The 24,847-nt window shown below is 60.8% G+C and carries 26 protein-coding genes and 1 pseudogene; 11 read left to right on the forward strand and 16 right to left on the reverse strand.

Features of this window, described 5'->3' with window-relative positions; all coding sequences use genetic code 11:
• Nucleotides 1–4 precede the first annotated feature (4 nt).
• The 3 genes from BM017_RS18410 to BM017_RS18420 all read right to left on the reverse strand — a co-directional run bounded on the left by BM017_RS18410 (nucleotide 5) and on the right by BM017_RS18420 (nucleotide 1,416).
• Nucleotides 5–412: an SH3 domain-containing protein gene (locus BM017_RS18410; RefSeq protein ID WP_092246926.1), complete on the reverse strand. Its 408-nt coding sequence runs from the start codon at nucleotides 410–412 to the stop codon at nucleotides 5–7.
• A gap of 106 nt (nucleotides 413–518) precedes the next feature.
• Nucleotides 519–818: a YciI family protein gene (locus BM017_RS18415; RefSeq protein ID WP_092246929.1), complete on the reverse strand. Its 300-nt coding sequence runs from the start codon at nucleotides 816–818 to the stop codon at nucleotides 519–521.
• A gap of 1 nt (nucleotide 819) precedes the next feature.
• On the reverse strand, nucleotides 820–1,416 hold the full coding sequence (locus BM017_RS18420; protein ID WP_071489418.1) for a septation protein A: 597 nt from the start codon (nucleotides 1,414–1,416) through the stop codon (nucleotides 820–822).
• An 87-nt stretch (nucleotides 1,417–1,503) separates the two neighbouring features.
• On the opposite strand from BM017_RS18420, the gene BM017_RS18425 reads away from it, so the two are divergent.
• From BM017_RS18425 to rluB, 5 genes are all read left to right on the forward strand, one after another.
• The gene (locus tag BM017_RS18425; protein ID WP_092246932.1) at nucleotides 1,504–2,367 is read left to right on the forward strand and encodes a PHP domain-containing protein; all 864 of its coding nucleotides are present in this window, start codon (nucleotides 1,504–1,506) and stop codon (nucleotides 2,365–2,367) included.
• A 13-nt stretch (nucleotides 2,368–2,380) separates the two neighbouring features.
• A complete protein-coding gene (locus BM017_RS18430; protein WP_016975422.1) occupies nucleotides 2,381–3,010 on the forward strand; it encodes an L-threonylcarbamoyladenylate synthase in 630 nt (209 codons plus the stop codon).
• A 120-nt stretch (nucleotides 3,011–3,130) separates the two neighbouring features.
• Nucleotides 3,131–3,829 carry a segregation and condensation protein A gene (locus tag BM017_RS18435; protein WP_164365898.1) on the forward strand — a complete coding sequence of 233 codons (699 nt, stop codon included), beginning with the start codon at nucleotides 3,131–3,133 and terminating at the stop codon, nucleotides 3,827–3,829.
• 12 nt (nucleotides 3,830–3,841) lie between these two features.
• Nucleotides 3,842–4,762, forward strand: coding sequence for an SMC-Scp complex subunit ScpB (scpB, locus tag BM017_RS18440; protein WP_092246935.1), 921 nt, complete (start codon nucleotides 3,842–3,844; stop codon nucleotides 4,760–4,762).
• A 187-nt stretch (nucleotides 4,763–4,949) separates the two neighbouring features.
• Nucleotides 4,950–6,161 (forward strand): 23S rRNA pseudouridine(2605) synthase RluB, encoded by a 1,212-nt coding sequence (gene rluB / locus BM017_RS18445; RefSeq protein WP_092246939.1) that lies wholly within the window; start codon nucleotides 4,950–4,952, stop codon nucleotides 6,159–6,161.
• Nucleotides 6,162–6,355: 194 nt separating this feature from the next.
• On the opposite strand, the gene BM017_RS18450 is transcribed toward rluB, so the two are convergent.
• Nucleotides 6,356–7,315, reverse strand: a complete 960-nt coding sequence (locus BM017_RS18450) for a CgnE/CgnB domain-containing protein (RefSeq protein WP_092246942.1) — start codon at nucleotides 7,313–7,315, stop codon at nucleotides 6,356–6,358.
• 72 nt (nucleotides 7,316–7,387) lie between these two features.
• On the reverse strand, nucleotides 7,388–7,525 hold the full coding sequence (locus tag BM017_RS29155; RefSeq protein WP_163034543.1) for a hypothetical protein: 138 nt from the start codon (nucleotides 7,523–7,525) through the stop codon (nucleotides 7,388–7,390).
• 638 nt (nucleotides 7,526–8,163) lie between these two features.
• Between BM017_RS29155 and BM017_RS18455 the strand changes: the two genes are divergently transcribed.
• Nucleotides 8,164–9,585, forward strand: a complete 1,422-nt coding sequence (locus tag BM017_RS18455) for an amino acid permease (RefSeq protein ID WP_092246945.1) — start codon at nucleotides 8,164–8,166, stop codon at nucleotides 9,583–9,585.
• Nucleotides 9,586–9,698: 113 nt separating this feature from the next.
• Entirely contained in the window at nucleotides 9,699–10,112 is a 414-nt protein-coding gene (gene arfB, locus BM017_RS18460; RefSeq protein ID WP_092246948.1) for an alternative ribosome rescue aminoacyl-tRNA hydrolase ArfB, read from the forward strand.
• Here the strand turns inward: arfB and BM017_RS18465 are convergent.
• The 3 genes from BM017_RS18465 to BM017_RS18475 form a co-directional block, all read right to left on the reverse strand.
• Nucleotides 10,109–11,305 (reverse strand): MFS transporter, encoded by a 1,197-nt coding sequence (locus BM017_RS18465; protein ID WP_092246951.1) that lies wholly within the window; start codon nucleotides 11,303–11,305, stop codon nucleotides 10,109–10,111. The two genes, arfB and BM017_RS18465, sit on opposite strands and share 4 nt — an antisense overlap.
• Before the next feature lie 104 nt (nucleotides 11,306–11,409).
• Complete coding sequence (locus BM017_RS18470; RefSeq protein ID WP_092246954.1) at nucleotides 11,410–11,592, reverse strand: hypothetical protein; 183 nt, start codon at nucleotides 11,590–11,592, stop codon at nucleotides 11,410–11,412.
• 352 nt (nucleotides 11,593–11,944) lie between these two features.
• Complete coding sequence (locus BM017_RS18475) at nucleotides 11,945–12,256, reverse strand: Mpo1-like protein (RefSeq protein ID WP_092246957.1); 312 nt, start codon at nucleotides 12,254–12,256, stop codon at nucleotides 11,945–11,947.
• Between the two features lie 160 nt (nucleotides 12,257–12,416).
• Here BM017_RS18475 and BM017_RS18480 point away from each other — a divergent pair, with 160 nt between their 5' ends.
• Nucleotides 12,417–13,475, forward strand: a complete 1,059-nt coding sequence (locus BM017_RS18480; protein ID WP_071489430.1) for an AraC family transcriptional regulator — start codon at nucleotides 12,417–12,419, stop codon at nucleotides 13,473–13,475.
• Here BM017_RS18480 and BM017_RS18485 read toward each other — a convergent pair.
• The 8 genes and pseudogenes from BM017_RS18485 to BM017_RS18525 form a co-directional block, all read right to left on the reverse strand.
• Nucleotides 13,432–14,886, reverse strand: coding sequence for a TrkH family potassium uptake protein (locus BM017_RS18485; protein WP_071489431.1), 1,455 nt, complete (start codon nucleotides 14,884–14,886; stop codon nucleotides 13,432–13,434). The two genes, BM017_RS18480 and BM017_RS18485, sit on opposite strands and share 44 nt — an antisense overlap.
• Nucleotides 14,887–15,063: 177 nt before the next feature.
• Nucleotides 15,064–16,407: an imelysin family protein gene (locus tag BM017_RS18490; protein WP_071489432.1), complete on the reverse strand. Its 1,344-nt coding sequence runs from the start codon at nucleotides 16,405–16,407 to the stop codon at nucleotides 15,064–15,066.
• A 129-nt stretch (nucleotides 16,408–16,536) separates the two neighbouring features.
• Nucleotides 16,537–18,588: a putative bifunctional diguanylate cyclase/phosphodiesterase gene (locus BM017_RS18495; protein ID WP_092246961.1), complete on the reverse strand. Its 2,052-nt coding sequence runs from the start codon at nucleotides 18,586–18,588 to the stop codon at nucleotides 16,537–16,539.
• A 463-nt stretch (nucleotides 18,589–19,051) separates the two neighbouring features.
• Complete coding sequence (locus tag BM017_RS18505) at nucleotides 19,052–19,276, reverse strand: hypothetical protein (protein ID WP_092246967.1); 225 nt, start codon at nucleotides 19,274–19,276, stop codon at nucleotides 19,052–19,054.
• 307 nt (nucleotides 19,277–19,583) lie between these two features.
• Nucleotides 19,584–19,861 (reverse strand): annotated as a pseudogene (locus tag BM017_RS18510) (IS5/IS1182 family transposase); the annotation flags it as partial.
• A gap of 169 nt (nucleotides 19,862–20,030) precedes the next feature.
• Entirely contained in the window at nucleotides 20,031–20,627 is a 597-nt protein-coding gene (locus BM017_RS18515) for a superoxide dismutase (RefSeq protein ID WP_003212997.1), read from the reverse strand.
• Nucleotides 20,628–20,805: 178 nt separating this feature from the next.
• Entirely contained in the window at nucleotides 20,806–21,405 is a 600-nt protein-coding gene (locus tag BM017_RS18520) for a LysE/ArgO family amino acid transporter (RefSeq protein ID WP_092246970.1), read from the reverse strand.
• Between the two features lie 5 nt (nucleotides 21,406–21,410).
• On the reverse strand, nucleotides 21,411–21,812 hold the full coding sequence (locus BM017_RS18525) for an ACT domain-containing protein (RefSeq protein ID WP_092246975.1): 402 nt from the start codon (nucleotides 21,810–21,812) through the stop codon (nucleotides 21,411–21,413).
• A 98-nt stretch (nucleotides 21,813–21,910) separates the two neighbouring features.
• On the opposite strand from BM017_RS18525, the gene BM017_RS18530 reads away from it, so the two are divergent.
• The 3 genes from BM017_RS18530 to BM017_RS18540 all read left to right on the forward strand — a co-directional run bounded on the left by BM017_RS18530 (nucleotide 21,911) and on the right by BM017_RS18540 (nucleotide 24,815).
• A complete protein-coding gene (locus tag BM017_RS18530) occupies nucleotides 21,911–22,804 on the forward strand; it encodes a LysR family transcriptional regulator ArgP (RefSeq protein ID WP_071489437.1) in 894 nt (297 codons plus the stop codon).
• Between the two features lie 52 nt (nucleotides 22,805–22,856).
• The gene (locus BM017_RS18535; RefSeq protein ID WP_092246978.1) at nucleotides 22,857–23,855 is read left to right on the forward strand and encodes an NAD-dependent epimerase/dehydratase family protein; all 999 of its coding nucleotides are present in this window, start codon (nucleotides 22,857–22,859) and stop codon (nucleotides 23,853–23,855) included.
• Nucleotides 23,856–23,969: 114 nt separating this feature from the next.
• On the forward strand, nucleotides 23,970–24,815 hold the full coding sequence (locus BM017_RS18540) for an ATPase (RefSeq protein WP_071489439.1): 846 nt from the start codon (nucleotides 23,970–23,972) through the stop codon (nucleotides 24,813–24,815).
• Nucleotides 24,816–24,847 lie beyond the last annotated feature (32 nt).

A 24,847-nucleotide genomic window follows, 5' to 3' on the forward strand; every position in this document is an offset into this window, starting at 1 on the left:
TCACTCAATTTAGCCATTGTCGACGGCGACGGTGCCCACCGCTGGCGAAGATCCCGCACAGCAAGGCGATCAGCGCGACGGCCCCACCGGTGACGAACCATTGTTGCTGCTCGGTCAGCCATCGGGTCAAGGCGCCGCCCTGTGTTTCTTTGAGTTGCTGGGCCAGGCGTTGGTTCTCTTGGCGAAGGCGACTCAGTTGGGCGCTTTCGCGGGTAGCCTCTACGTTTTGCAGTTGCTTGCTCAATTCTTCACGCTGGCGTTCGCTTTCTTTCAACCGCTGCTGCAACTCGGTGATCTGGGCGCCGGCACTCAAGGACAGAGGCGTGGAACTGCCGGTGTTCGAGGTTTCTTCAGCGTGGGCCGTAGCCCCGATCATTACCACTGCCAACAGACACAACTGACGTAAGCGCATCGGAACTCCTGATTCCACACGAATATTCAGAACGTTGTCGGCAGGTTACCGAGAATAATGAGCAATTAGGAGCGCGCCGAACCGATTAGGTTCGGCGTGGCCGTGATCAAGGCAGGACTTGCTTGAACGGCTTGATCACGACGTCGGCGTAAACGCCGGCAGCTACATAAGGATCAGCCTTGGCCCAGGCCTGGGCCAAGGCCAGGGAGGCAAACTCGGCGACGATCAGGCTACCGGTGAACCCGGCGTCGCCTGGGTCGTTGCTGTCTACCGCAGGGTGTGGACCCGCCAGCACGATACGGCCTTCGGCCTGCAGCTGCTTGAGGCGCTCGACATGGGCCGGGCGCACGCTCAGGCGTTTTTCCAGCGAGTCGGCAACGTCGGTGGCAATGATGGCGTAGAGCATGTCAATCCTCGGTTTTCGGAGTGGTAGGGGCGACGTCATGCAGGTGGCGCGACAGATAGATACCCTGGCCGACCAGGAACAGCACGGTCATGGCCAGGCTGCCGAAGACCTTGAAGTCGACCCAGTAGTCCTGGAAGGTAAAGGCCACGAACAGGTTGGCGGCGCCGCAGAACAGGAAGAACACGATCCACGCAACGTTCAAGCGTGTCCACACCGGATCCGGCAGGGTCAGCGCATGGCCCATGATCCGCTTGATCAGCAGACGGTCACCGATGAAGTGGCTGCCGATAAAGACCAGGGCGAACAGCCAGTTCACCACCGGTGCTTTCCATTTGAGGAAGGTTTCGCTGTGGAACGCCAGGGTCAGGCCGCCGAATACCAGGCATGCGACCAGGGTGAGCCATTGGCTTTTTTCCAGCTTGCGCTGGGAGATGAAAATGGCGCCGTAGACGACGATAGAGCTGATGATCAGCACGGCGGTGGCGCTGTAGATGCCCCCGAACGAGAACGCATGACCGGCGATTTCGATGACCCTGGGGTCGAGCTTGGTAACGATGAAAAACAGCAACAGCGGGATGAAGTCGATGAATTGTTTCACAGTAAGAGCCAGAAGCTGGATGTGGCGGCATAATAACAAACATCCTTGGTAGCGAAAGCGCCAGCTGACTTGAGGTTACAGATCCCCGTGAATGTTGATTTGCACTGCCACAGCACGGCCTCCGACGGCGCCCTGGCGCCCGCGGTACTGGTTGCGCGTGCGTTTGAAAAAGGCGTGCGAGTCCTGGCGTTGACCGACCACGACACCCTCGAAGGCCTCGACGAAGCCCGGGAAGCCGCGCATGCCTTGGGCATGCAGTTGGTCAACGGTGTGGAATTGTCCTGCACCTGGGGCGGCGCCACCATTCATGTGCTCGGCTACGGTTTTGATCAAAACGCCCCGCCTTTGGTTGAAGCCATCGCCCAACTGCACGATGGCCGCTGGCTGCGGTCCGAAGAAATAAGCCGCAAACTCGGCCTTAAAGGTATGTCCGGTGCCCTGGACGGCGCCCGCGCCATCCAGCAGGAACTGGGTGACAGCGGTAACGCACCGGCCCGGCCGCACTTTGCCGACTGGATGGTACGTGAAGGTTTTGTAAAGGACCGCGCCGAAGCGTTCCGCAAATGGCTGGGCGCCGGCAAGTTGGGGGATGTGAAGCAACACTGGCCGACCCTGGAAGACACCGTCGAGACCCTGCGCACCTCCGGGGCCTGGGTCAGCCTGGCCCATCCCTGGCACTACGATTTCACCCGCAGCAAGCGCCGCAAGCTGATTGCCGACTATATTGGAGCGGGCGGCCACGCAATCGAGGTGGTCAACGGGCATCAACCCGCCGAACAGGTCGGCAGCCTGGCGATTCTTGCCCGCGAATTTGGTCTGCTGGTCAGCGCCGGCAGTGATTTTCATGGCCCAGGCGGCTGGTCCGAGATCGGCGAGTATCGCCCCGTCCCGGAAGATTTGCCGCTCTTGTGGGGGCGATTCAAGCATGACCCCATTATTGCCACCGTCTGAACAGGTAGAACACGTGAGTCAATTCTTCCAGATTCATCCGGAAAACCCCCAGGCGCGCCTGATCAAACAGGCCGTCGAGATCATCCGCGCCGGCGGCGTGGTGATCTACCCCACCGACTCGTCCTACGCCATCGGTTGCCAGATCGGCGACAAGGGTGCGGTCGAGCGGGTAAGACGCCTGCGTCAGCTGGACGACAAGCACAACTTCGCGCTGATCTGCAGCGACCTGTCCCAGTTGGGGCTGTTTGCCAAGGTCGACACCGGCACCTTCCGCCTGCTCAAGGCGCACACGCCGGGGCCCTACACCTTTATTCTCAACGCTACCCGCGAAGTGCCGCGCCTGCTGCTGCACCCCAAGAAGCGCACCATCGGCCTGCGGGTGCCAGAGCACCCCATTGCCCTGGCGCTCCTCGAAGAGCTGGGTGAGCCGTTGATGAGCGTGTCGTTGATCATGCCGGGTGAAGACGAGCCGCTGTACGATCCTTACGAAATGCGCCGGCTGTTGGAAAAGCACGTCGACCTGATCATCGACGGCGGCTACGGCGGCAACAAGGCCTCCACCGTGATCAACTTGGCCGACGGCGAACCCGAAGTGATCCGCGTGGGTTGCGGCGATCCGGCTCCGTTCATGGTCGAGGCCTGAATGTCGGCCGTGGAAACCGTCGACAGCCAGGCGGGGGCCCAGCAGGAACTGCCGTTTGCCATGGTGTATGGCCAGGCGGTCATGGAAATGCCTCTGGACCTGTACATTCCGCCGGACGCGCTGGAAGTCTTCCTTGAGGCGTTCGAAGGCCCGCTGGACTTGCTGCTGTACCTGATCCGCAAGCAGAACATCAACATCCTCGACATCCCGGTGGCGGAGATCACCCGTCAGTACATGGGCTATGTGGAGTTGATGCAGTCGGTGCGTCTGGAGCTGGCCGCCGAGTACCTGGTGATGGCTGCCATGCTCGCCGAGATCAAGTCGCGCATGCTGCTGCCGCGCTCGGAGACGGTGGAAGCCGAAGAAGATGACCCGCGCGCCGAACTGATCCGCCGCCTGCAGGAGTACGAACGCTTCAAGGCCGCCGCCGAAGGCATCGATGGCCTGAGCCGGGTGGGCCGCGACGTGGTGGTGCCCAAGCTGGATGCCCCCGAGGCCCGTGCGCGCAAACTGTTGCCGGACGTGAGCCTGGAAGAATTGCTGATGTCCATGGCCGAGGTACTGCGCCGCGGCGATATGTTTGAAAGTCACCAGGTCAGCCGCGAGGCGCTGTCCACCCGCGAGCGCATGAGCGACGTACTGGAGCGCCTCAAGGGCGGCGGTTTTGTGCCGTTTGTCGAGCTGTTCACCGCCGAAGAAGGGCGCCTGGGAGTGGTAGTGACATTTATGGCGATCCTCGAACTGGTCAAGGAGTCCCTGGTCGAGCTGGTCCAGAATGAGCCTTTTGCGGCTATCCACGTGCGGGCGCGAGCCGAATAACGAGCTGAATCGATGAATCTGACTGAACCCCGCGAACTGGCACCGCTGCTGGAAGCTTTCCTACTGGCGTCGGGCAAACCGCAATCCCTGGAACGCTTGTTCGAACTCTTTGAAGAAGCCGAACGCCCCGAACCGCCAGTGTTCAAGAAGGCGCTGGAGATTCTGCGCAAGTCCTGCGACGGTCGTGCGTTCGAACTGCGCGAGGTGGCGTCGGGTTATCGCCTGCAGATTCGTGAGAAATTTTCCCCTTGGGTGGGCCGCCTGTGGGAAGAGCGCCCCCAGCGCTACTCGCGGGCGATGCTGGAGACCATGGCGCTGATCGCCTATCGCCAGCCCATCACCCGGGGCGAGATCGAGGACGTGCGGGGCGTGGCGGTCAACAGCCACATCGTCAAGACGCTGCTGGAGCGCGAGTGGATCCGCATCGTCGGTTATCGTGACGTGCCCGGCAAACCGGCGATGTTTGCCACCACCAAGGTGTTCCTCGACCATTTCAACCTGAAAAACCTCGACGACTTGCCGCCGCTGGCCGAATTGCGCGAGATGGAAGCGGAGCCGGTGCTCGACTTCGACGATGCCCCGGTGCCGGCCAGCCTGCAAGAGCTCGCCGATGCGACAGCAGAGCCGGAAGAGCCGAAGGACGAAACCAGTTTCCATACCTTGCTGCTGGAACTGGACGACATGGAGCAGGGCATCAAGACCGACTTTGATGACTTGTTGCGTGACGGTGCGACTGAGGCAGAACGCCAGGAAACCGTTGACCCCGAGCCGGAACCCGACCCTGAAGAAGACATCCTCGGCGTCGCTGAAGCCCGCGAAAAACTCCTGGCCGCCGTCGCCGCCCTCGAACAGCCGCCGTTGAGCGACGAAGAAGACGAAGCCCGGGCCCTGGCTGAAGCCATTGAGGCCGAGCGCCGCCAGTTCGAAGATTGACCCGGACCCCACATGGCTCACCGGTCGGCGGAAAAACCGACGACCGGCCACTAATCGACTAGTCTCTGATGCGCAACGCGCGCCATGCGCGTATGATTCGCGACCCTTTGCCGAGCTATTCGGCCAAAGCCCCGCTTTCAACACTCTTCAGGCCATGCCTGAATCGACCCACCGGGAGGTGCTTAAGATGAACGACAAAGACCAGAACGACAGCCAGGAAATCGGCCCAGCAGGCGAAAAACTGCAAAAGGTGCTGGCGCGTATCGGCGTGGGCTCGCGCCGCGACGTCGAAGCCTGGATCACCCAGAAGCGCATCAAGGTCAACGGCGTCGAGGCTACCCTCGGCCAGCGCGTCGACCTGCACGACGCAATCACCATCGATGGCAAGGTCATCAAGCGTGAAGAGGCCGCCGAATCGGTGCGCCGCGTGATCATGTACAACAAACCCGATGGCGAGATCTGCACCCGTGACGACCCGGAAGGCCGTCCGACCGTGTTCGACAAGATGCCCAAGCCCAAAGAAGGCCGCTGGATCAACATCGGTCGTCTGGACATCAACACCACCGGCTTGCTGATGTTCACCACTGACGGTGAGCTGGCCAACCGCCTGATGCACCCGTCCTACGAGATGGACCGCGAGTACGCCGTGCGCGTACGCGGCGAAGTCGATGACGAGATGATCGAGCGCCTCAAGGCGGGCGTGGTGCTGGAAGACGGCCCGGCCAAGTTCACCGACATCAAGCAGGCACCGGGTGGCGAAGGTTTCAACCACTGGTACCACTGCGTGGTGATGGAAGGCCGTAACCGTGAAGTGCGTCGCCTGTGGGAATCCCAGGGCCTGGTGGTCAGCCGCCTGAAGCGCGTGCGTTTCGGTCCGGTGTTCCTCAACTCCGACCTGCCGATGGGCCGCTGGCGCGAAATGAGCCAGTACGAAGTCGACATCCTCAGCGCCGAAGTCGGCCTGACGCCGGTGGCGATGCCGCAGATGAACGCCAAGAGCAAAGACAAGCTTGAGCGGATGCAGCGTAAATCGTCGCGCCCGGTGGCGCGCACCGAGCGTGTTGCCCGCACCCTGCGACCTGCGTTGAATGCACCGGCGACTGGCGGTCGTATCTCCCGAGAGCCGCAGATCGAAGGTGAACGCCGCCCAACCGCGCCGTCGCGTCAGGAAGGCGAGCGTGCGCCGCGTGCACCGCGTCCGGCCCCGGCCGGTGGTCGCAGCAACCGAGGTGAAGCGGATCGCCCAGCCGACAACGCCAGCACCAAGCGTCCAGCCAGACCGGCGGCGAACAAGCGCCCTGGCCCGAAACTGGTCGCGGACGAGCCGTCTGGCAAGCGCCGTGGCGCACCGGCCGGTTCCGGCCAGCGTCCTGGTTTTGGTCGCAAGAAGCCGCAGTGATTTGATCGCCGCATAAAAAACGCCAACCCTCGGGTTGGCGTTTTTTTTTATCTGAATTTGAAATGCATTCAACTGTGGGAGGGGGCTTGCCCCCGATAGCGGTATGGCAGCCACCACATACATCAACTGACCGACTGCCATCGGGGGCAAGCCCCCTCCCACATTCAGATTTTCAGTGTTAGTTAAAGCTTTGCTCAGAACGCAAAGGCCCCGTCAAACACCGGCTTGTCATCCAGCGCCAACACCCCACTGGCAAAGATCAAGTCCAGGTGATGGCTGCCTTTCTGCCCACCTCCCAGTCCCAGGTGCAACCCGCAATGGCGCTCCTCGAACCCGGCGTTGCGCGCATACAGGTCCTTCACCCCTTCATTGGTACCAATCCCCAACTCTTCCACACGCCGGTTCGACGGATTGGCATTCAGGTACTTGTTGAAATCATCGGCCAACCCCGGCACTTCACTGGCCACGCTGCAGATGGTCGAGTTCTCGATCCACAGCTCCAGCGGTGACTCCAGCACGCCGTATTTGCGTGCGAACGGGATGGTGCTGAGAAAGGTGCCGACAAACCGCACCTGGCCATTGATCGCTTCGCTGTGGGTGGCGATCTCACCCGGCGCCAGGTCGTGGTTGCCGACGCCGTTGATATTGGTCCACTTCTTGATACTGCTCATTGGCGCTTCCAGCCGCGAGCCATGTTTGTCGGTAAAGCTCAGCACGTTGGCCTGGGACATGCGCCGAATCAGCGTGGCGTTGAGGTCGGCGATGCGCTGCGGCTCGACGCTGAAGGTGTCGTAGAAATAGTCGCCGTAATCCTTGAACAGCAGGGATTTTTTCCAGTGCTCGGCCATCACGCCCTGCAGGGCACGGATGAAGTCCGGGCCTTCGGAGCGTGGGTTGGGCAGGGTGGAGGAATCGTAGAGAAACAGGTACAGGTCGCAGGCTTCGATGGCAGTGGCCAGGGTGTCGCTGGCGGCGAGGTCCAGGCGCTGCACCTGGAAGTTGAAACGCGCGGCGCTGCCCTGGGTGATCGCCTGGGCGATGGCGTCGTAGCGCTCGGTATGGCCCAGCAGCACGGTGGGGCGGCTCAAGCCACTGAGGGCCGGATGGTGCGCGAGGTAGTAGAGAAAGTGTTCGACGGCGCGGGCCTTGTCCATGACGTACATCCTTCTGTGCCTTGGGTAAGGGAGCAGGTGCCGAGCGCGGCACCTGCCGGGAGCGTGCCGGTTTTAGAAGGGCCACATCGCGGTGCCAAATGGCACAACGGCATCGGCTTGCATCATCTCAACGGCGGCGTCATGGGTCGGTGCTTCAAACCAGTCGTCGAGTTGCAGTTCGGTTTCCAGGTCGTTTTCCAGTGCTTGCATGGTGTATCTCCTAGAGGACGGTGTTTGAGAACGGCTTGCCAACGGGCTTCGTCAGCAAGTGGGATGAACCTAGGAGAGAGTGTTTCAAAATGCAAAATTTTTATTGACACGGTTTCATTTGGATATTTTGTTCTGTTTTTCCCATTTGATTTTTTCTTGAGTAAATACAGGCGGCTGAAGCGACTGCTGGGTCAGAATCTTCCTACCGTCAATTTTTATGAAGATCATGGCTGTAACGTTAATTTTCCGTGCTGTAACGATTAATTTACGAGTAAATGTCGGCATCATTGACCTTTTTTGCCCTGTAAGAATTACCTGACAGATCGTCGCACTCGCTTTTCGCGGGCGCCTCCAAGCTGTCGAGCGGTGTACAATCCGCCGCGTTTTACTGTGACCCCCTTGCGTAACCACGCAAAAGGACAAGACCTCAGGGTTCACCCACCCTGATCACTCCGCCTGGCCATGAGCCGGACGGGTTCGATTTCGTCACAGATAAAAACAAACAGGTGACGCATGACCGTAAGAAAGACGCTGTACTCCTGGTGCCTGCGCTGGGGTTTGAGCGGCGCTGCTTGAGTCGTTGATTCAACGCAGCAACCTGCAGTCAAAATTCTCAAACCTTGCGTGAGACCCTTTTCATGAGTGGACCCCATTCCTCTTCAGGCGAGCTGAAACGCGGCCTGAAAAACCGGCATATCCAGCTGATCGCCCTCGGTGGCGCCATCGGTACCGGCCTGTTCCTCGGCTCGGCCGGGGTGCTCAAATCCGCCGGGCCGTCGATGATTCTGGGTTATGCCATCTGCGGCTTCATTGCCTTCATGATCATGCGCCAGCTTGGCGAAATGATCGTCGAAGAGCCGGTCGCCGGTTCCTTCAGCCACTTTGCCCACAAGTACTGGGGCGGTTTCGCCGGCTTCCTGTCGGGGTGGAACTGCTGGATTTTGTACATACTGGTGGGCATGTCGGAACTGACCGCCGTCGGCAAATACGTGCACTACTGGTGGCCGGAGATTCCGACCTGGGTCTCGGCCGCGGCGTTCTTCGTGCTGATCAACCTGATCAACCTGGCCAACGTCAAAGTGTTCGGTGAAGCCGAGTTCTGGTTCGCCATCATCAAGGTGGTGGCCATCGTCGGCATGATCGCATTGGGCAGCTACCTGCTGGTCAGCGGCAGTGGCGGGCCACAGGCCTCGGTGACCAACCTGTGGGAACACGGCGGCTTCTTCCCTCACGGCGTCGGCGGATTGGTGATGGCCATGGCGATCATCATGTTCTCCTTCGGCGGCCTGGAAATGCTCGGCTTCACCGCTGCCGAGGCGGACAAACCGCGCACCGTGATCCCGAAGGCGATCAACCAGGTGATCTACCGCATCCTGATTTTCTACATCGGCGCCCTGGTTGTGCTGTTGTCGTTGACGCCGTGGGACAGCCTGCTGGAGACCCTCAACGCCTCGGGTGACGCCTACAGCGGCAGCCCATTCGTGCAGGTGTTCTCGATGCTCGGCAGTAACACTGCCGCGCATATTCTCAACTTTGTGGTCCTGACAGCGGCGCTGTCGGTGTACAACAGCGGCACTTACTGCAACAGCCGCATGTTGCTGGGCATGGCCGAGCAGGGCGATGCGCCCAAGGCATTGGCCAGGATCGACAAACGCGGCGTGCCGGTGCGTTCCATCCTCGCCTCGGCGGCGATCACCCTGGTGGCGGTGCTGATGAACTACCTGATCCCGCAGCACGCGCTGGAACTGCTGATGTCCCTGGTGGTGGCTACGCTGGTGATCAACTGGGCGATGATCAGCTTCTCGCACTTCAAGTTCCGCCAGCACATGAACCGCACCGGCCAGGTGCCGTTGTTCAAGGCATTGTGGTACCCCTACGGCAACTTCGTGTGCCTGGCGTTCGTGGTGTTTATCCTGGTGATCATGCTGATGATTCCGGGCATCCAGGTGTCGGTGTATGCGATACCGGTGTGGGTGGCGTTTATGGCGGTGTGTTACTGGATCAAGAACAAGCGTCGTGCGCAGCAAGCCTTGGACGCGGCAGTGCCCGCAGTTAAGTAAGCGTAATCCGTGATCAAGCAAACCCGGCCGTGTGCCGGGTTTGCTGCTTAGAGGACGGAGGGAGTGCGCATTCGCGTATCCTTGAGCTTCTCCATTCGAGGTAGCTGCCGCTCATGCTGGTAATTTCCAACAACGTCCACCTGCCCGACACCGAGATCGAGCTGACCGCCATTCGCGCACAGGGCGCCGGTGGGCAGAACGTCAACAAGGTGTCGAGTGCGGTGCACCTGCGCTTTGATATCCCGGCGTCGTCGCTGCCGGCGTTCTACAAGGAGCGTTTGCTGGCGCTGCGCGACAGTCGGATTACCAGTGAGGGCGTGCTGGTGCTCAAGGCCCAGCAATACCGGACCCAGGAGCAGAACCGCGCGGATGCGCTGGAGCGCCTGGTGGAGTTGATCCTCAGTGCGACCAAGGTGGAGAAGAAGCGCCGCCCGACCAAACCGACCCTGGGCTCGAAAAAGCGTCGCCTCGAATCCAAGACCAAGCACGGCAGCATCAAGGCCGGGCGTGGCAAGGTCGACTTTTAGTCGCCGCGTGCCTCACGGGCTTTTGGCGCTTGTCGGTACAGGTAAACACTGAGCAGCAAGCCACCCACGGCGGCGAGGGCGGCGAACAGGAAGATCGACGCAAAGCCGAAGCCTGCCGCCACGGCCCCGGCGAGCGGGCCGGTGATGCCCAGCGACAGGTCGATAAACAGCGAGTAAGCCCCCACCGCCGAGCCTCGGCTGGACGCCGGTACCAAGTTGACGGCTTCGACGCCCAAGGCGGGAAACACCAGGGAGAAGCCAAACCCGCTCAACGCCGCGCCGGCCAGGGCCAGGCTGGCATCCGGGGCGAGCCACAGCAACAGCAGGCCGAGGATCTCCACCGACAGGCAGGCAATCGCCACGCGAAACCCGCCGATCCGGTTGATCAGGTTGCCGAACAGCAGCCGTGCACCGATAAAGCTGGCGCCGAACAGGCTCAAGGCCCACACCGCGTTATCCCAGTGCTGGGTGGTGTAGTACAGGGTGATGAAGGTCGCGATGGTGCCAAATCCAATCGAGCCCAGCGCCAGCGCGCAGCCGTGGGGCAATACCCGGCCCAGCACATTCATGAAGGGCAGGCGCACGCCGGCCACGATCGGTGCGGCGACCTTGTTCCAGGCCAACAGCAGGCCGACGATGGCCAGCAGGATGATGCTGACCCCCATGCTCCACAGCCCGAAACTCTTCACCAGCACGACGCCCAACGGTGCACCGACCGCCAGTGCGCCGTAGCTGGCGATGCCGTTCCAGGAGATGACCTTGGCGGTGTTCTGCGCGCCGACCCGGCCGATGCCCCAGCCGATGGCGCCCGAGCCCACCAGGCTTTCCGCGCTGCCCAGCACCAGGCGGCCGATCAACAGGCTGCTCAGGCTCAAGGCCGGCAGGCTGGAGAACCACGCAGCGAGCAGCATGAACACGCCGCTCAGGCCGCAGCCGGCCAGGCCGATCAGCACGGCGCGCTTGCTGCCCAGGTTGTCGATGATCTTGCCCGCGTACGGGCGGCTCAGCAGGGTAGCCAGGTATTGCACGCTGATCACCAGGCCGGCAATCACCGCGCCGTAGCCCAGCTCACTGTGGACATAGCCCGGCAACACGGCCAGGGGGATGCCGATATTCAGGTAGCCGATGAAGGTGAACAGGACGATGGAAACAACTTGCAGCGTGACCGCCATGGGGCGCTGGGTATCGAGCATGGGAGGGGTCCACTGTCGCAGCAGGTAAAGATAGGTTGCTAATGATACCGGTGGTTTGCTTCGCGCAGGGCGCTAAAACACAAAAACCTCGGATCAAAAAGACCTCAGGCGCGCGCAGGGGCTAGCAGTTGGGTGGTGACCAGGGCGGCCAGCGCGTTTTCCTGGGTGCCGAAACGCTTGAGCAGTACGGCCTGTTTCTCCACGCTGAGGCGGTTCCACACCTCGACCATCTGCAGGGCAGCGTCGAGTACAGCGGTGTCCGGGTTGTCGGGGAGGGTATCGGTCATGGCGGGGCCTCGATTCATTCAGGCAGTGTGGAAAGCGCTTAACGTTGCGCTTTCCACACGGTCTGGTACGGCGTCAGTCCTGGCTTTTGCTGTCGACTGGTTTGGCTTCTTTTTTGGCCTCAGGCTGTTTATCGCTGGCCTGCTGCGGTGTTGGCTGCTCTGTAGGGTGCAGGCTTGGGAAGGGGAGATTAGGTATCTCGTGCATCGTCGTCGCTCCTCGCAAGGTCTGTTTTTTCAATCGCAGGTGATTCCGCGCTCTCAAAAAGCCTTGGCAGGATACAGCACCGCAAATGACAAAAAGATTTTTATGTCGCCGGATGCAGGAACTTTCATCGTTTAAACGGTCGTTCGCCTAGAACGGCACCTTGCCCAGAATCATGTCGCGGTACATCACAAAGTCCCCCAAAAGGCTGTAAAACGGGTGCTGAAAGGTCGCCGGGCGGTTCTTTTCGAAGAAGAAGTGGCCGACCCAGGCAAAGCTGTAGCCGGCAATCGGCAACGCCACCAGCAAACCCAACGAACCGCGGCCGATGGCATACGCCAGAATGCCGATTACCAGCGTGGTACCGATGAAATGCAGGCGCCGGCAGGTACTGTTGGCGTGCTCGGCCAGGTAATAGGGGTAGAACTCAGCAAAGCTATTGAATCGCTTGACGTTTTCCACAGTGGCTGGCCCTTTGATTGTTATGCCGCCCAACAGATGTTCGGCGGGGAGCTTATTTGAGTCTAGAGTGATCAGTAGTAACAGCCAGTGACAATAGATGCCACTTTAGTATCCTTGGCTTCCTGGCTGTCGTTTGAGCCTGCTTTATTAAGAAGACGCCATGAGCGAACGAACAACTTCTGCAAGCTGGGCGATGGGGATAGTCAAGGCACTGGAAATGGACGGCCTGGATTGCCGCGCCTTGTTCAGGCAGTTGGGCCTGGACTACGCCGCCCTGAATGACCCCGATGCGCGGTTTCCACAGGATTGCATGACCCGCCTGTGGCAGCGCGCGGTGGAGCTGTCGGGCAATCCGGCGATCGGTCTGAACATGGGCAAGGTGGTGCGCCCGGCGTCGTTTCATGTGGCCGGCTATGCGCTGATGTCCAGCAACACCCTCGCCGAGGGTTTTATGCGCTTGGTGCGTTACCAGCGCATCATCGCTGAAAGTGCCGACCTGAGTTTCCGACTGATCCCCGAAGGGTATGCGCTGATTCTGACGGTGCACGGGGATCACCTGCCGCCGACCCGGCAAAGCGCCGAAGCCTCGCTGGCCAGTGCCCTGGCGCTGTGTGGCTGGCTCACCGGCCGCACCCTGCAGCCACGCAAGGTGGTGCTGCAAGGTGATCAGCCGGCGGACCTTGGCCCGTACAAACAAGCCTTCCACGCACCCCTGGAGTTCAACGCGCCCTACGACGCGTTGATTTTCGAGCGGGCCGACATGGAAGCGCCGCTGCCCACGGCCAACGAGGCCATGGCGCTGTTGCATGATCGATTTGCCGGTGAATACCTGGCACGTTTCTCGGAAAGCCGCGTGACCCACAAGGCGCGGCAAGTGCTGTGCCGGCTGTTGCCCCAGGGCGAGCCCAAGCGTGAAGTGGTGGCGCAGACGTTGCACCTGTCCCAGCGCACCTTGCAGCGGCGGCTACAAGAGGAGGGCACCAGCTTCCAGACCCTGCTCGACGACACCCGACGCGAACTCGCCGAGCAATACCTGGCACAGCCGAGCATGACCTTACTGGAAATCGCTTACCTGTTGGGTTTTGCCGACCCGAGCAACTTCTTCCGTGCGTTTCGTCGCTGGTTCGATGCCACGCCCGGTGAATACCGGACGCGGTTGTTGGAAACCTCGGTTGTCAGTGACGCCAAAAAGCCGGAATACACAGAACAAAGACCGTAATGATCTCCAGTCGACCGAGCAGCATGCCCAATGACAGGATCCATTTGGCCGCATCCGGCAGGCTGGCGAAGTTGCCCGCCGGGCCGATGGTTTCCCCCAGGCCCGGGCCGACACCGGACACCGTGCTGGCGGCGCCGGTCAAGGCGGTCATCCAGTCCAGGCCCAGCAGCGACAAAGCGAGGGCGATGGCGCAGATGGTGATGGCGAAGAAAAACGAAAACGTCAGGATCGAACGCACGATCTCTTCGTCCAGACGATGGCCGTTGTACTTCTGCTTGATCACCGCGCGCGGGTGAATCAGCTGGTTCAAGTTGGCTTTGAGCAGGATGTAGGCGACCTGGAATCGGAAGATCTTGATCCCGCCGGCTGTCGAGCCCGAACAACCACCGATAAACCCCAGGTAGAAGAACAGCATCAGTGAGAAGTTGCCCCAAAGGCTGTAGTCCCCCAACGCGAAACCGGTGGTGGTGACCACCGAGGTCACGTTCAACGCCACATGGCGCAGGGCATCGAGCCAATGCAGGTTGGTGGTCCACCAGTACCAGGTACCGAGCACCAACCAGGTCACGATCAGCAAACCGAGCAAGCCTTGTACCTGCTGATCCTTGATCAGTGCCTTGCGGTTGCCGCGCAACGTGGCCACATACAGGGTGAACGGCAGGCTGCCGAGAATCATCACCACCACCGCCACCCAGTGCACCGCCGGTTGTTTCCAATGGGCCAGGGACTCATCCGAGGTGGAGAAACCGCCGGTGGAAATCGCCGACATTGCGTGGTTGATTGCATCGAACAGGCCCATGCCCGCCCACCAGAACGCCAGGCTGCCAAGGATGGTGATGCCCACGTAGGCCGCCACGATCAGCCGCGCCACCATGTGCGAGCGGGGCATGACTTTTTCCGAGCGGTCCGAGGACTCGGTCTGGAACAGGCGCATGCCACCGATGCGCAGCAGCGGCAGGATCGCTACCGCCATGCCGATAAAACCGATACCACCGAGCCAGTGCAGCAGCGAGCGCCACATCAGGATGCCCGGCGACAGGGTGTCCAGGCCGCTCAACACCGTGGAGCCGGTGGCGGTGATGCCGGACATGCTTTCGAAGAACGAGTCGGTGTAGCTGATGTGCTGGGTCAACAGAAAGGGCAGCGCGGCGAAGACACACACCACCACCCAACTGCTGACGGTCAGCAGGTACATGTCCCGCGGGCGCAGGTGCACATGCTCGGGGCGACCGGGAATCACCAGGGCTAGGCCGGCGAGAAAGGTGATCATGCTGGCCCACAGGAACGAAGGCAGGTCGCTGGTGCGTTCGAAAATCACCAGGGTGGCCATGGGCACGACCATGGCGATCGCGAGGGTGATCAGGAAGATGCCGATGATGAAACCGATGATACGCAGGGTCGGCAACGCCATGAAATTCGCTCGAGGTAGGGCAGAGGCGCCATTCTACCTGGGGTGCGGGGCATGTAAACCGGGGTTTGAGGCAATGCAGTCAAATGTGGGAGGGGGCTTGCCTCCGATGGCGATGTGTCAGTAAACACCTGCTTCACTGACACACCGCTATCGGGAGCAAGCCCCCTCCCACCTGGATCAGAACTCGTGATCAGCGTTATCCGGGTTCAGGTCGCTGATACCCAGCTTGCCCGCTGCCGCTTCGATCGAGCCAGTCTGCTTGACCAATGCGGCGATGGCGTCGCGCACGATCTGGTTGCCCGCGTCATTGCCGGCCGCGATCAACTGGTCGTAGTGCTCACCCTTGTTGGCGTGGTCCACCATGACCTGGATCTTCGCTTCGGTCGCCGCCAGGTCCGCTTTCAAGGCGGTGTCGGCAGCCGGGTCGGCCTTGGCCACCAGGGACGACAGGCTGGCGCCGGTCATTTTGGTGCCGTCGACGCGGGTGTACTCGCCCAGGTAGACGTTGCGGATGCCCTTGGCGTCGTAGAAGTGCGAGTTGTGGGTGTTGTCGCTGAAGCAGTCCTGTTCGTCTTCCGGCGAGTTGGCTTCCAGGGACACCTTCATGCGCTCACCGGCCAGTTCGCCCAGGGACAGGCTGCCCATGCCGAACAACATTTTGCGCAGGCCGTCGGTGGCAGGTTCTGCCTCCAGGGTGGCGCGGTAGTTGTCTTCGACGTTGGGTTTCCAGTTGCCGACCATTTCTTCCAGATCGCTGACCAGCAGTTGGGTCACGGCACGCAGGTAAGTGCGGCGGCGCTCGTTGTGGCCACCGGTGGCACCGTCGCCCGTCAGGTAGTCCGACGCCGGACGGTTGCCGGCGCCTGGGCCGGTGCCGTTCAGGTCCTGGCCCCACAGCAGGAATTCGATGGCGTGGTAGCCGGTGGCGACGTTGGCTTCGGAACCGCCCAGCTCATTGAGGCTGGCGAGTTTTTCCGGCGTGATGTCCTTCACGTCGACCTTGTCTTCGCCGACCTGGATCTGGGTGTTGGCAATGATATTGGCGGTGGCGCCCGGGTTACCCAGGGCGTGCTCGTAGGACTTGTCGACGTAGTCGATCAGGCCTTCGTCCAGCGGCCATGCGTTCACCTGGCCTTCCCAGTCGTCGATGATGGTGTTGCCGAAGCGGAACACTTCGCTCTGCAGGTACGGGACGCGGGCCGCGATCCAGGCGGTACGTGCGGCTTTCAGGGTTTCGTCGTTCGGCTTGGCGAGGAACGCGTCGATCGCGGTCTGCAGGGTTTTCGCGGTGGACTCGGCATCGCTGTAGACCGCAAATACCATGTCTGCGTAATGCGCGACCACGGCCTTGGCGGCCGCTTCGTCGACCTGACCGGCAGGGGTGGCAGCCGCTGGAGCGGTAGTGCTGGCAGCCGGGGTCGGCGCCTGTGGCGCTGCGGCCTTGTCTTTACCTTCGCCACAGCCGGCGAGAGAAATGGCAATGGCCAGCAGACTGGCGGTGGCCAGGGGCATACGAATCATGGCGAACATCCTGCTTCGGTTGTTGATGGGGCGCGCGGGGGGGAGCGCAAAAACTGCGACATAATGCGAAAGATTTGCATTTTGTGTAAAGAGTTATACGCGGGAAATATTCAGTATCGTTTTGGCCGGTCAAAGAATGACGGCGTTGTTACGCTCCGACTGCTTCAGAAATGCCGCCAACTCCCTGGCCTGCAAGGGTTTGCTGTAGTGGTAACCCTGACCCTCATGGCAGCCCTCGGAGATGATATAGGCCTCCTGCTCAGCGGTTTCCACGCCTTCGGCGATCACCTGCATGCCCAGGCTTTTGCCCAGTTGGATGATCGCGCGCACGATGGTGGCATCGTCGTCATCGTCCAGCAGGTCCTGGACGAAGCTCTTGTCGATCTTGATCTTGTCCAGGGGCAGGCTTTTCAAGTAGCTGAGGGATGAGTAACCGGTGCCAAAGTCATCGATGGCAATCAACGCCCCGGAGCGACGCAGGCTCAGCAGATGCTGGGCTGCGGTGCTGATGTCTTCCATCAGGCCGGTTTCGGTGACTTCCAGTTCCAGGCTGCGCGGCGGCAGGCGGTAGATCTGCATCAGGTTATTGACCACCCGTGGCAGTTCGGTGTGGTGCAGTTGCACGGTGGACAAGTTGACCGCCATGCGCAGGTCGGTGAAGCCCAGGTCGTGCCATTCGCGCAATTGCCGGCAGGCCTGGTCCAGCACCCATTCGCCAATCGGAATAATGGTGCCGTTCTGCTCAGCGAGCGGGATAAACAGGTCCGGCGGTACCAGGCCATGCTCTGGATGCTGCCAGCGGATCAGCGCCTCCACACCGACCACGCGGTGATCGCGGTAGCTGATCTGCGGTTGGTACACCAGGTGGAACTGGTCGCGGCTGAGGGCTTCGCGCAGGTCTTTTTCCAGCTCGCGGCGGCGGCGCATTTCGCTGTCGACGCTGGCGATGTAGAACTGATAGCGGTTGCGCGAACGGGTCTTGGCCAGGGTCATGGTCTGTTCGGCTTTTTGCAGCAGCTTTTCGGTGCTGTCGCCGTCTTCCGGGAACAGGGTGATGCCGATGGTGGCGCGCAGGCGGATGCCTTCGTGGTCGAGAGCGAACTCCGCCTCCAGGTCGTCCAGAATGCTTTGTGCCAGTTCGGCGGCCTCGTAAGGCTGGTCGATATCGGCCTGTACCAGGGCGAACTGGTCGCCGCCCAATCGGGCGAGTGCGCCGAGGCGGCCGCTGTGGGCACGCAATCGGTCGGCCAAGGCCAGCAACAATTTGTCACCGGCCTGGTAGGTGAACTGTTCGTTGACGCTCTTGAAGTCATCCAGCCCCACGCACAATACCGCTACGCGCCGTTGTCGACGGCCGGCGTCGATGAGGATCTTGTCCAGTTGCTCCTGCAGTTTCTGGCGGTTCGGCAGGCCGGTCAGGAAGTCGTACTGGGCCATGCGCAACAGGCTGCTTTCGGCCTCATGACGCAAATGGGTGTTACGTTCGATGGATTCGAGCAATTGGTTGGCGGTGTTGATCCACAGCCCCAACTCGTTGCGCTCGTGGCCCTTGAGCTGCGGGATCTTGTGTTCGCTGGGCCGGTCCGGGTTGATCGACGTCAGGTGCTCGATAATCCGTGACAGCGGCTTGGTCAGCAGCCAGTGATAGACCAGGTACAGCACCAGGCCCATGGCCAGGGCACGCAACACCCCGGAAATGAAGATGATCACCGAGTTGACGATAAAGCCCTGGCCATAAGTCGCGGTGTCGAGGGTGATGCTCAGGTCGCCGTAATACTCGCTGTAGGGGCCTTTGCCCACCAGCGCCGTGGTGAAGGTGCGTTCCCGGCCGAGAATCAGGTCAGTCAACCAGCGGCTGGGCGCTTGCTGCAAGGCACGGCTTTTTTCCGCCAGCATGGTTTCGTTGGGGTGGCCGATGGACGCCATGCGCACCGCGTCATCCTGGAACAGGCCCTCAATCACTTGCATGCCCATCTCGCGGTCCAGGCTGTAGACGGCCTGGGTCGAGGGGTCGCGAAACATGTCGAGGATGCGCTGGGCATCACCGGCTACGGCCTGGCGTGTCTTGTAGGCATCGAACACGATCTGCGCCACGCTCAGCACGACGCCCACGATCAATGCCGACAGCAGCACAACCCGTAGCAACTTCACCGACAAGCTGTTTTTGAGTTCCAGCTTCAAAGGGGCATTCCTTGTCTCATGCGGGTGGCCTTCAATATGCCATGAGTATTGGCAATCTGGGGTTGGCAGTCAAAGGGACATTGGGTCAGCCGCAAAAAGGTCATGAGACATGGAACCCTCTCCTTGGAAATGCCCACTCAGGGCGGGAGAGGAATGTGCCTTTCATTGAATATCGGAGTATTTACTTATGAGCGTAGCAATAGCCGCCGCAGCACTGGCACCCGTCGCCGCCGCCGTGGCCCCCGTGGTTCTCTCCGTTGCAGGTCAGGCAGCAAAAGTGGCTACGGATGCCGCGAGGGACATGGTGGGCGGTGCAATCGATTTGGCAGGAAGCGGTGTCAGCAAACAACCGCAAATCCGGTTCTGACTGGGCGTATCTGTACGTTTCGATCCTATGTCATCAGGGGGGGCGGAGAGAGGCGCTCCCGCCACCCCTTGGTTTCTTCTTTAACTCAGTCAGTGCTTATTGCTTGAAGCTGATGGCTATTTTTCCTGCGCCTTTCTCCATGGGGAGCTCAATGGTTTTGCTTGGGGGCTCTTCCTCTTTGCCGGCAATCTGTTTAGCCAGGGCATCGGCAAAGGGTTGCAGCAGCGGCGCGACCGCTTTGACTATGTCGCCAACCACAGGAAGTCCTGTTTTCACCAGATCACCCACTACGGGAAGTTGTGCCAGTGCACCAATAGTCATTGTTATTTCTCCGACAGGTAAGAGACCTCAATTCGTCTCACTGAATACGTGGCAAATGACAATGGCTGAGTTCCTGAGCCTGAATGACTATATGTTGCATGTTGCGCAAAAAAACCGGCATTCCAGGCTGTCTGAAAACGCAGCCTGCGCCGGTCAAAAGCAAATGCCCCGACTTATCGGGGCATTTGCTTTTTAGGTTTCGGATAATGAAAAAGGGCTTTTCAGCCCATCAACCCCATCATCTTTTGCACACCCAGCACGTTTATGGCTCGTTTCAGGTTGTACGCCTGTATCGCAAGTGCCATTTCCGGTCGCCTTTGTTGAGCGCTTTAAGCGTGAGTACCGTGCCGTTGGGGCAGTGGTAGCTATCACTTTCCTCGTCGTAACTGAAAAGTGTGCGATCAAGATTTTGCTCTTCACCACCCTGGGTATTTACAGCTCGATTGGGCGGGACAAAGGGGGTGATACCAGCATCTTCACACGCCTGGAACTGGCCGCCATCGGCTCAAGCTGACGGTTATCAGTACCTTCCTGGGTTACTTCGTGATGCACGATCAGGCGGTGTTTCGCGTCGACCGCACTTTCGTCCAGTGAGACTGGAAACAGAGCGCCTTGAGTACGGTCTTCACCTTGGATATAGCGCATAAGAAAAATGCCCGTATCTTGCGATACAGGCATTTTCTTAAACCGGGCGGCAGATTGCTAGGTTTTCACACAGCCTGATTCGCCGGGCTTTTTTTACTGCAAGCGTTGCTTAGGCAGTGAAGGTCTTGCCTTCGAACTGCTCAGCCACGAACTTCCAGTTGACCAGGTTCCAGAACGCTTCCACATACTTTGGACGCACGTTGCGGTAGTCGATGTAGTAGGCGTGTTCCCAGACGTCGCAGGTCAGCAGCGGGGTGTCGCCGCTGGTCAGCGGGTTGCCGGCGCCGATGGTGCTGGCCAGGGCCAGGGAACCGTCAGCCTTTTTCACCAGCCAGCCCCAACCGGAGCCGAAGGTGCCGACGGAGGTCTTGGTGAACTCTTCCTTGAACTTGTCGAACGAACCGAACGCAGCGTTGATGGCTTCAGCCAGCGCGCCGGTGGGTTGGCCGCCAGCGTTTGGCGCCAGGCAGTTCCAGTAGAAGGTGTGGTTCCAGACCTGGGCAGCGTTGTTGAAGATACCGCCCGAAGAGGATTTGACGATCTCTTCCAGGGTCTTGCCTTCGAACTCGGTGCCTGGCACCAGGTTGTTCAGGTTCACGACATAGGTGTTGTGGTGCTTGTCGTGGTGGTATTCCAAGGTTTCCTTGGAGATGTGCGGCTGCAGGGCATCGTGTGCGTAGGGCAGCGGCGGCAATTCGAAAGCCATGATAAATCTCCTAATCAGGTCAGTTGCGGTGAGCGCAAGGCCGATCACGGGCGGCCAAACAAGCGCCGGGGAGTTTGTACTCTTTGCGGCGCAGGGTCAGGATCATAGCACCGGGGTTGTGGCAAAACCACGCAACAACTGTGTGGGATAGAGGTTCCAGAGCGTTTTGGAATATTCCTCAGGCACTGATCAATTGATAGGCCACGCTGAACATCATCACCGCCACCAACAGGTCCAGCAGGCGCCAGGTGGCCGGGCGTGCCAGCCAGGGGGCCAGCCACGCCGCGCCGAGCGCCAGGGTTGCGAACCACAGCAGCGACGCACTGGCCGCGCCGGCGACGTAGGCGCCGGGTTCGGTTTGTTGGGCGCCGAGCGAGCCGATCAGCAACACGGTGTCCAGGTACACGTGAGGGTTGAGCAGGGTGACGGCCAGCGCGCTCAGCAGCACCGCGCGCAGCGAGCGCACCTGCAGGTTGCCGCCCTGGTCCAGGCTCTGTTTCGAACAGGCCCGGCGGAGTGCGCAGGCCCCGTACCAGATCAGGAAAGCCGCGCCGCCCCAGCGTGCGATCGCCAGCAGTATCGGGCTCTGCGCCAGCACTGTCGCCAGGCCGAACACCCCGGCGGCCACCAGCAGCGCATCGCACACCACACACAGCGCTGCCACGGGTAAATGATGTTCACGGCGCAGGCTTTGCGCCAAGACAAAGGCATTCTGGGTGCCGATGGCCATGATCAGGCCGAGGGCGACCAGCAAACCATTCAGGTAGCTTTGCCACATAGGGTCTACTCCGCGTTTGCCGCCAGTTGCTGCAACACGTGCATGGCACGCAGGGCATCGGCACGGCCGACGAACAGGTGGTCGTGGTAATAGCCGGCAATCACGTTGCAACTGATGCCGGCCTTGCCCAAGGCACTGGCGAAGGCGGCGGTCAGGCCCACGGCCTCCAGGGCCGAGTGCACATTCAAGGTGATCCACGCGGCGACGTAGTCGAAGGCCAGCCCAGCCTGTTCCGCTTGTTGGCGTTCGACGATCAGGGTCAGGCCTTCTTGTTCGCGGAAGCTGCCGATCACCTCGCAATCGGCAGGGATTCGCTGATCGGGCAGGGTGCAGAATACGTAGTCGCCGTCATTCAGATGAGGACTTATGCTGCGCAGCAGGGTAGCCAGGGCGGTTTCGCCAGCCATGGGAGGTTCCTTATAAAGAGAGAAGCGATGCTGGCTATTCTCATGGCGCAGGCTGTATAAGAAAAACCAATATTGCTGATCGCTCATTAGAGAAACTGATGTTCGACTATAAATTGCTTTCCGCTCTGGCGGCGGTGGTGGAGCAGGCGGGCTTCGAGCGCGCCGCCCAGGTGCTGGGGTTGTCGCAGTCGGCGATCTCCCAGCGCATCAAGTTGCTGGAGGCTCGTATCGGCCAGCCGGTACTGGTGCGGGCCACGCCGCCGACACCCACCGATATCGGCCGTCGCCTGCTCAACCATGTGCAACAGGTGCGCCTGCTGGAGCGCGACCTGCAAAGCCAGGTGCCGTCCCTGGATGAGGAAGGCATGCCCGAGCGCCTGCGTATCGCGTTGAACGCCGACAGCCTCGCCACCTGGTGGGCCGAGGCCGTCAGTGGTTTTTGCGCCGAACAGCATCTGCTGTTGGATCTGGTGGTGGAGGACCAGACCGTAGGCCTCAAGCGCATGCGCGCCGGTGAAGTGGCGGCTTGTATCTGCGCCAGCGAGCGCCCGGTGGCCGGGGCACGCAGCCTGCTGCTGGGGGCCATGCGTTATCGCGCGTTGGCCAGCCCGGCCTTTATTGCCCGGCACTTTCCCGACGGCGTGCGCGCCGACCAATTGGCACGCACCCCGGCATTGGTTTTTGGTCCGGATGATTTCCTGCAACACCGCTACCTGGCATCCCTCGGCGTGGATGGCGGCTTCGAGCACCATTTATGCCCATCGTCCGAAGGCTTTATTCGCCTGACCGAAGCGGGCCTGGGTTGGGGGCTGGTGCCGGAATTGCAGGTGCGCGACCAACTGCAAAAGGGCCTCTTGGTCGAGTTATTGCCAGATAAGCCCATCGATGTGCCGTTGTACTGGCATCATTGGCGCAGTGGCGGGCAACTGCTGGGCTTGTTGACCGACCATCTGGCCCAGGCATGCGGGCAGTGGTTGGTGCCGTTGGAGTGATGGCGTGCGTCAAGGCAACAGCGATGAAAAACGAAAGCACACGGGGTAATACATGAAGATTCTGGTCACCGGCGCAAGCGGCTTCATCGGCGGGCGCTTTGCGCGTTTCGCCCTGGAGCAGGGCCTGGACGTGCGGGTCAACGGGCGACGTGCCGAAGGTGTGGAACACCTGGTCAGGCGCGGCGCCGAGTTTATCCAGGGTGATTTGAATGACGCCGACCTGGTGCGCGATCTCTGCCGCGATGTCGAAGCCGTGGTGCATTGCGCCGGCGCCGTCGGGCTGTGGGGCAAGTATCAGGACTTTCATCAGGGCAATGTGCTGGTCACCGAAAATGTCGTCGAGGCCTGCCTCAAGGAGCGCGTGGGCCGGCTGGTGCACCTGTCGTCGCCGTCGATCTATTTCGATGGGCGCGATCACCTGGGGCTGACTGAGGAGCAAGTGCCCAAGCGCTTCAAGCACCCCTATGCCGCCACCAAGTACCTGGCCGAACAGAAGGTGTTCGGTGCCCAGGAGTTCGGCCTCGAAGTCGTGGCCTTGCGTCCGCGCTTCGTCACGGGCGCCGGTGACATGAGTATCTTCCCGCGCCTGCTGAAAATGCAGCGCAAGAATCGCCTGGCCATCGTCGGCGATGGTCTGAACAAGGTCGACTTCACCAGCGTGCACAACCTCAACGAAGCGCTGCTAAGCAGTTTGCTCGCCACGGGCTCGGCGCTGGGCAGGGCCTACAACATCAGCAACGGTACGCCAGTGCCGGTGTGGGATGTGGTGAACTACGTGATGCGCCAAATGGAGTTGCCGCAGGTGACGCGGTATCGGTCCTACGGTTTGTCCTACAGCGTGGCGGCACTCAACGAAGCGTTTTGCGCGATATGGCCCGGTCGTCCCGAGCCGGCGTTGTCGCGCCTGGGCATGCAAGTGATGAACAAAGATTTCACCCTCGACATCAGCCGCGCCAGGCATTATCTGGACTACGAGCCCAAGGTCAGCCTGTGGACCGCCCTCGACGAGTTTTGCAGTTGGTGGAAGGCCCAGGACCCTGGGTTGAAGTAAGCACACAACAGGCAACACTTCGGGAACCGAATTCGGCGTTCCGGGTCGATCAGGGCGTCGGGAACGCGGTTTATACTCCCGTCGCTCGCCACCTCACCGATTCAGGGTTGATACATGCGCAACGATGCTAAAGACGATTTCGACAACGTTCCCAGCCTGCGGGCGGATGTCGGGGATGACGATGACTTCGAACCTACCCCGGCCACCTCAGTGCGTTCGCGTAACACCAAGGTGGTCAAGGTCAAGAGCGCCAGCACCGGCCCGTTGTGGGCCTTGATCGGCGCGCTGCTGATCGCCTTTGCGGGCCTGGCCTGGTGGAGCTTCCAGCAGATCTCCCTGATGGGCCAGCAGTTGGTTGCCACCCAGGAGAGCTTTGCGCGCATCAGCGAAGAAGCGGCGGGGCGCCTGCAGGATATTTCCGGCAAGGTGGTGGCCAGCGAGGCCAGCGTCAACAACGGCAGCGAAGCGCTGAAACTGCAGATCAAGCAGCTTGAAAGCCAGTTGCTGGAGCAGGGTAAACAGCAGATCGGCGTGGCCGGCCAGGCCACCGAGCTGGACAAGCGCCTGGCGCAAATGACCGCCAGCACCACCGACCTGTCCAACGCCAACAGCAAGCTGCAAGGCCAGGTCCAGGCGTTGACCGACGCCGTGGCGACCCTCAAGGCGGCGCAGGTTGACGCCGGCAAGCGCGATACCGAGATCAAGGAACTGGCCGCTGACGTGGCCGCCTTGAAGAAACAGGGCAACCCCAGCGCCGCCATCGCCCGGATCGAACAGGACCTCGTGGTGCTCAAGAGCGCCCAGGACAACGCGTCGGCCAACAGTGATGCGCCTACCAACAAGGAGTTCGACGTGTTCCGCATCCAGACCACGCGTAATATCACCACCTTGCAGAGCCAGGTGCAGAACCTCAACCAACAACTTAACGCGCCGGCGAGAGTTACCCCGCTCGGGCAATGAGGTCTCTTGTAGAAATGTCACCACTCGGTGAC

The organism is Pseudomonas sp. NFPP04, assembly GCF_900113815.1.
Classification (GTDB): domain Bacteria; phylum Pseudomonadota; class Gammaproteobacteria; order Pseudomonadales; family Pseudomonadaceae; genus Aquipseudomonas; species Aquipseudomonas extremorientalis.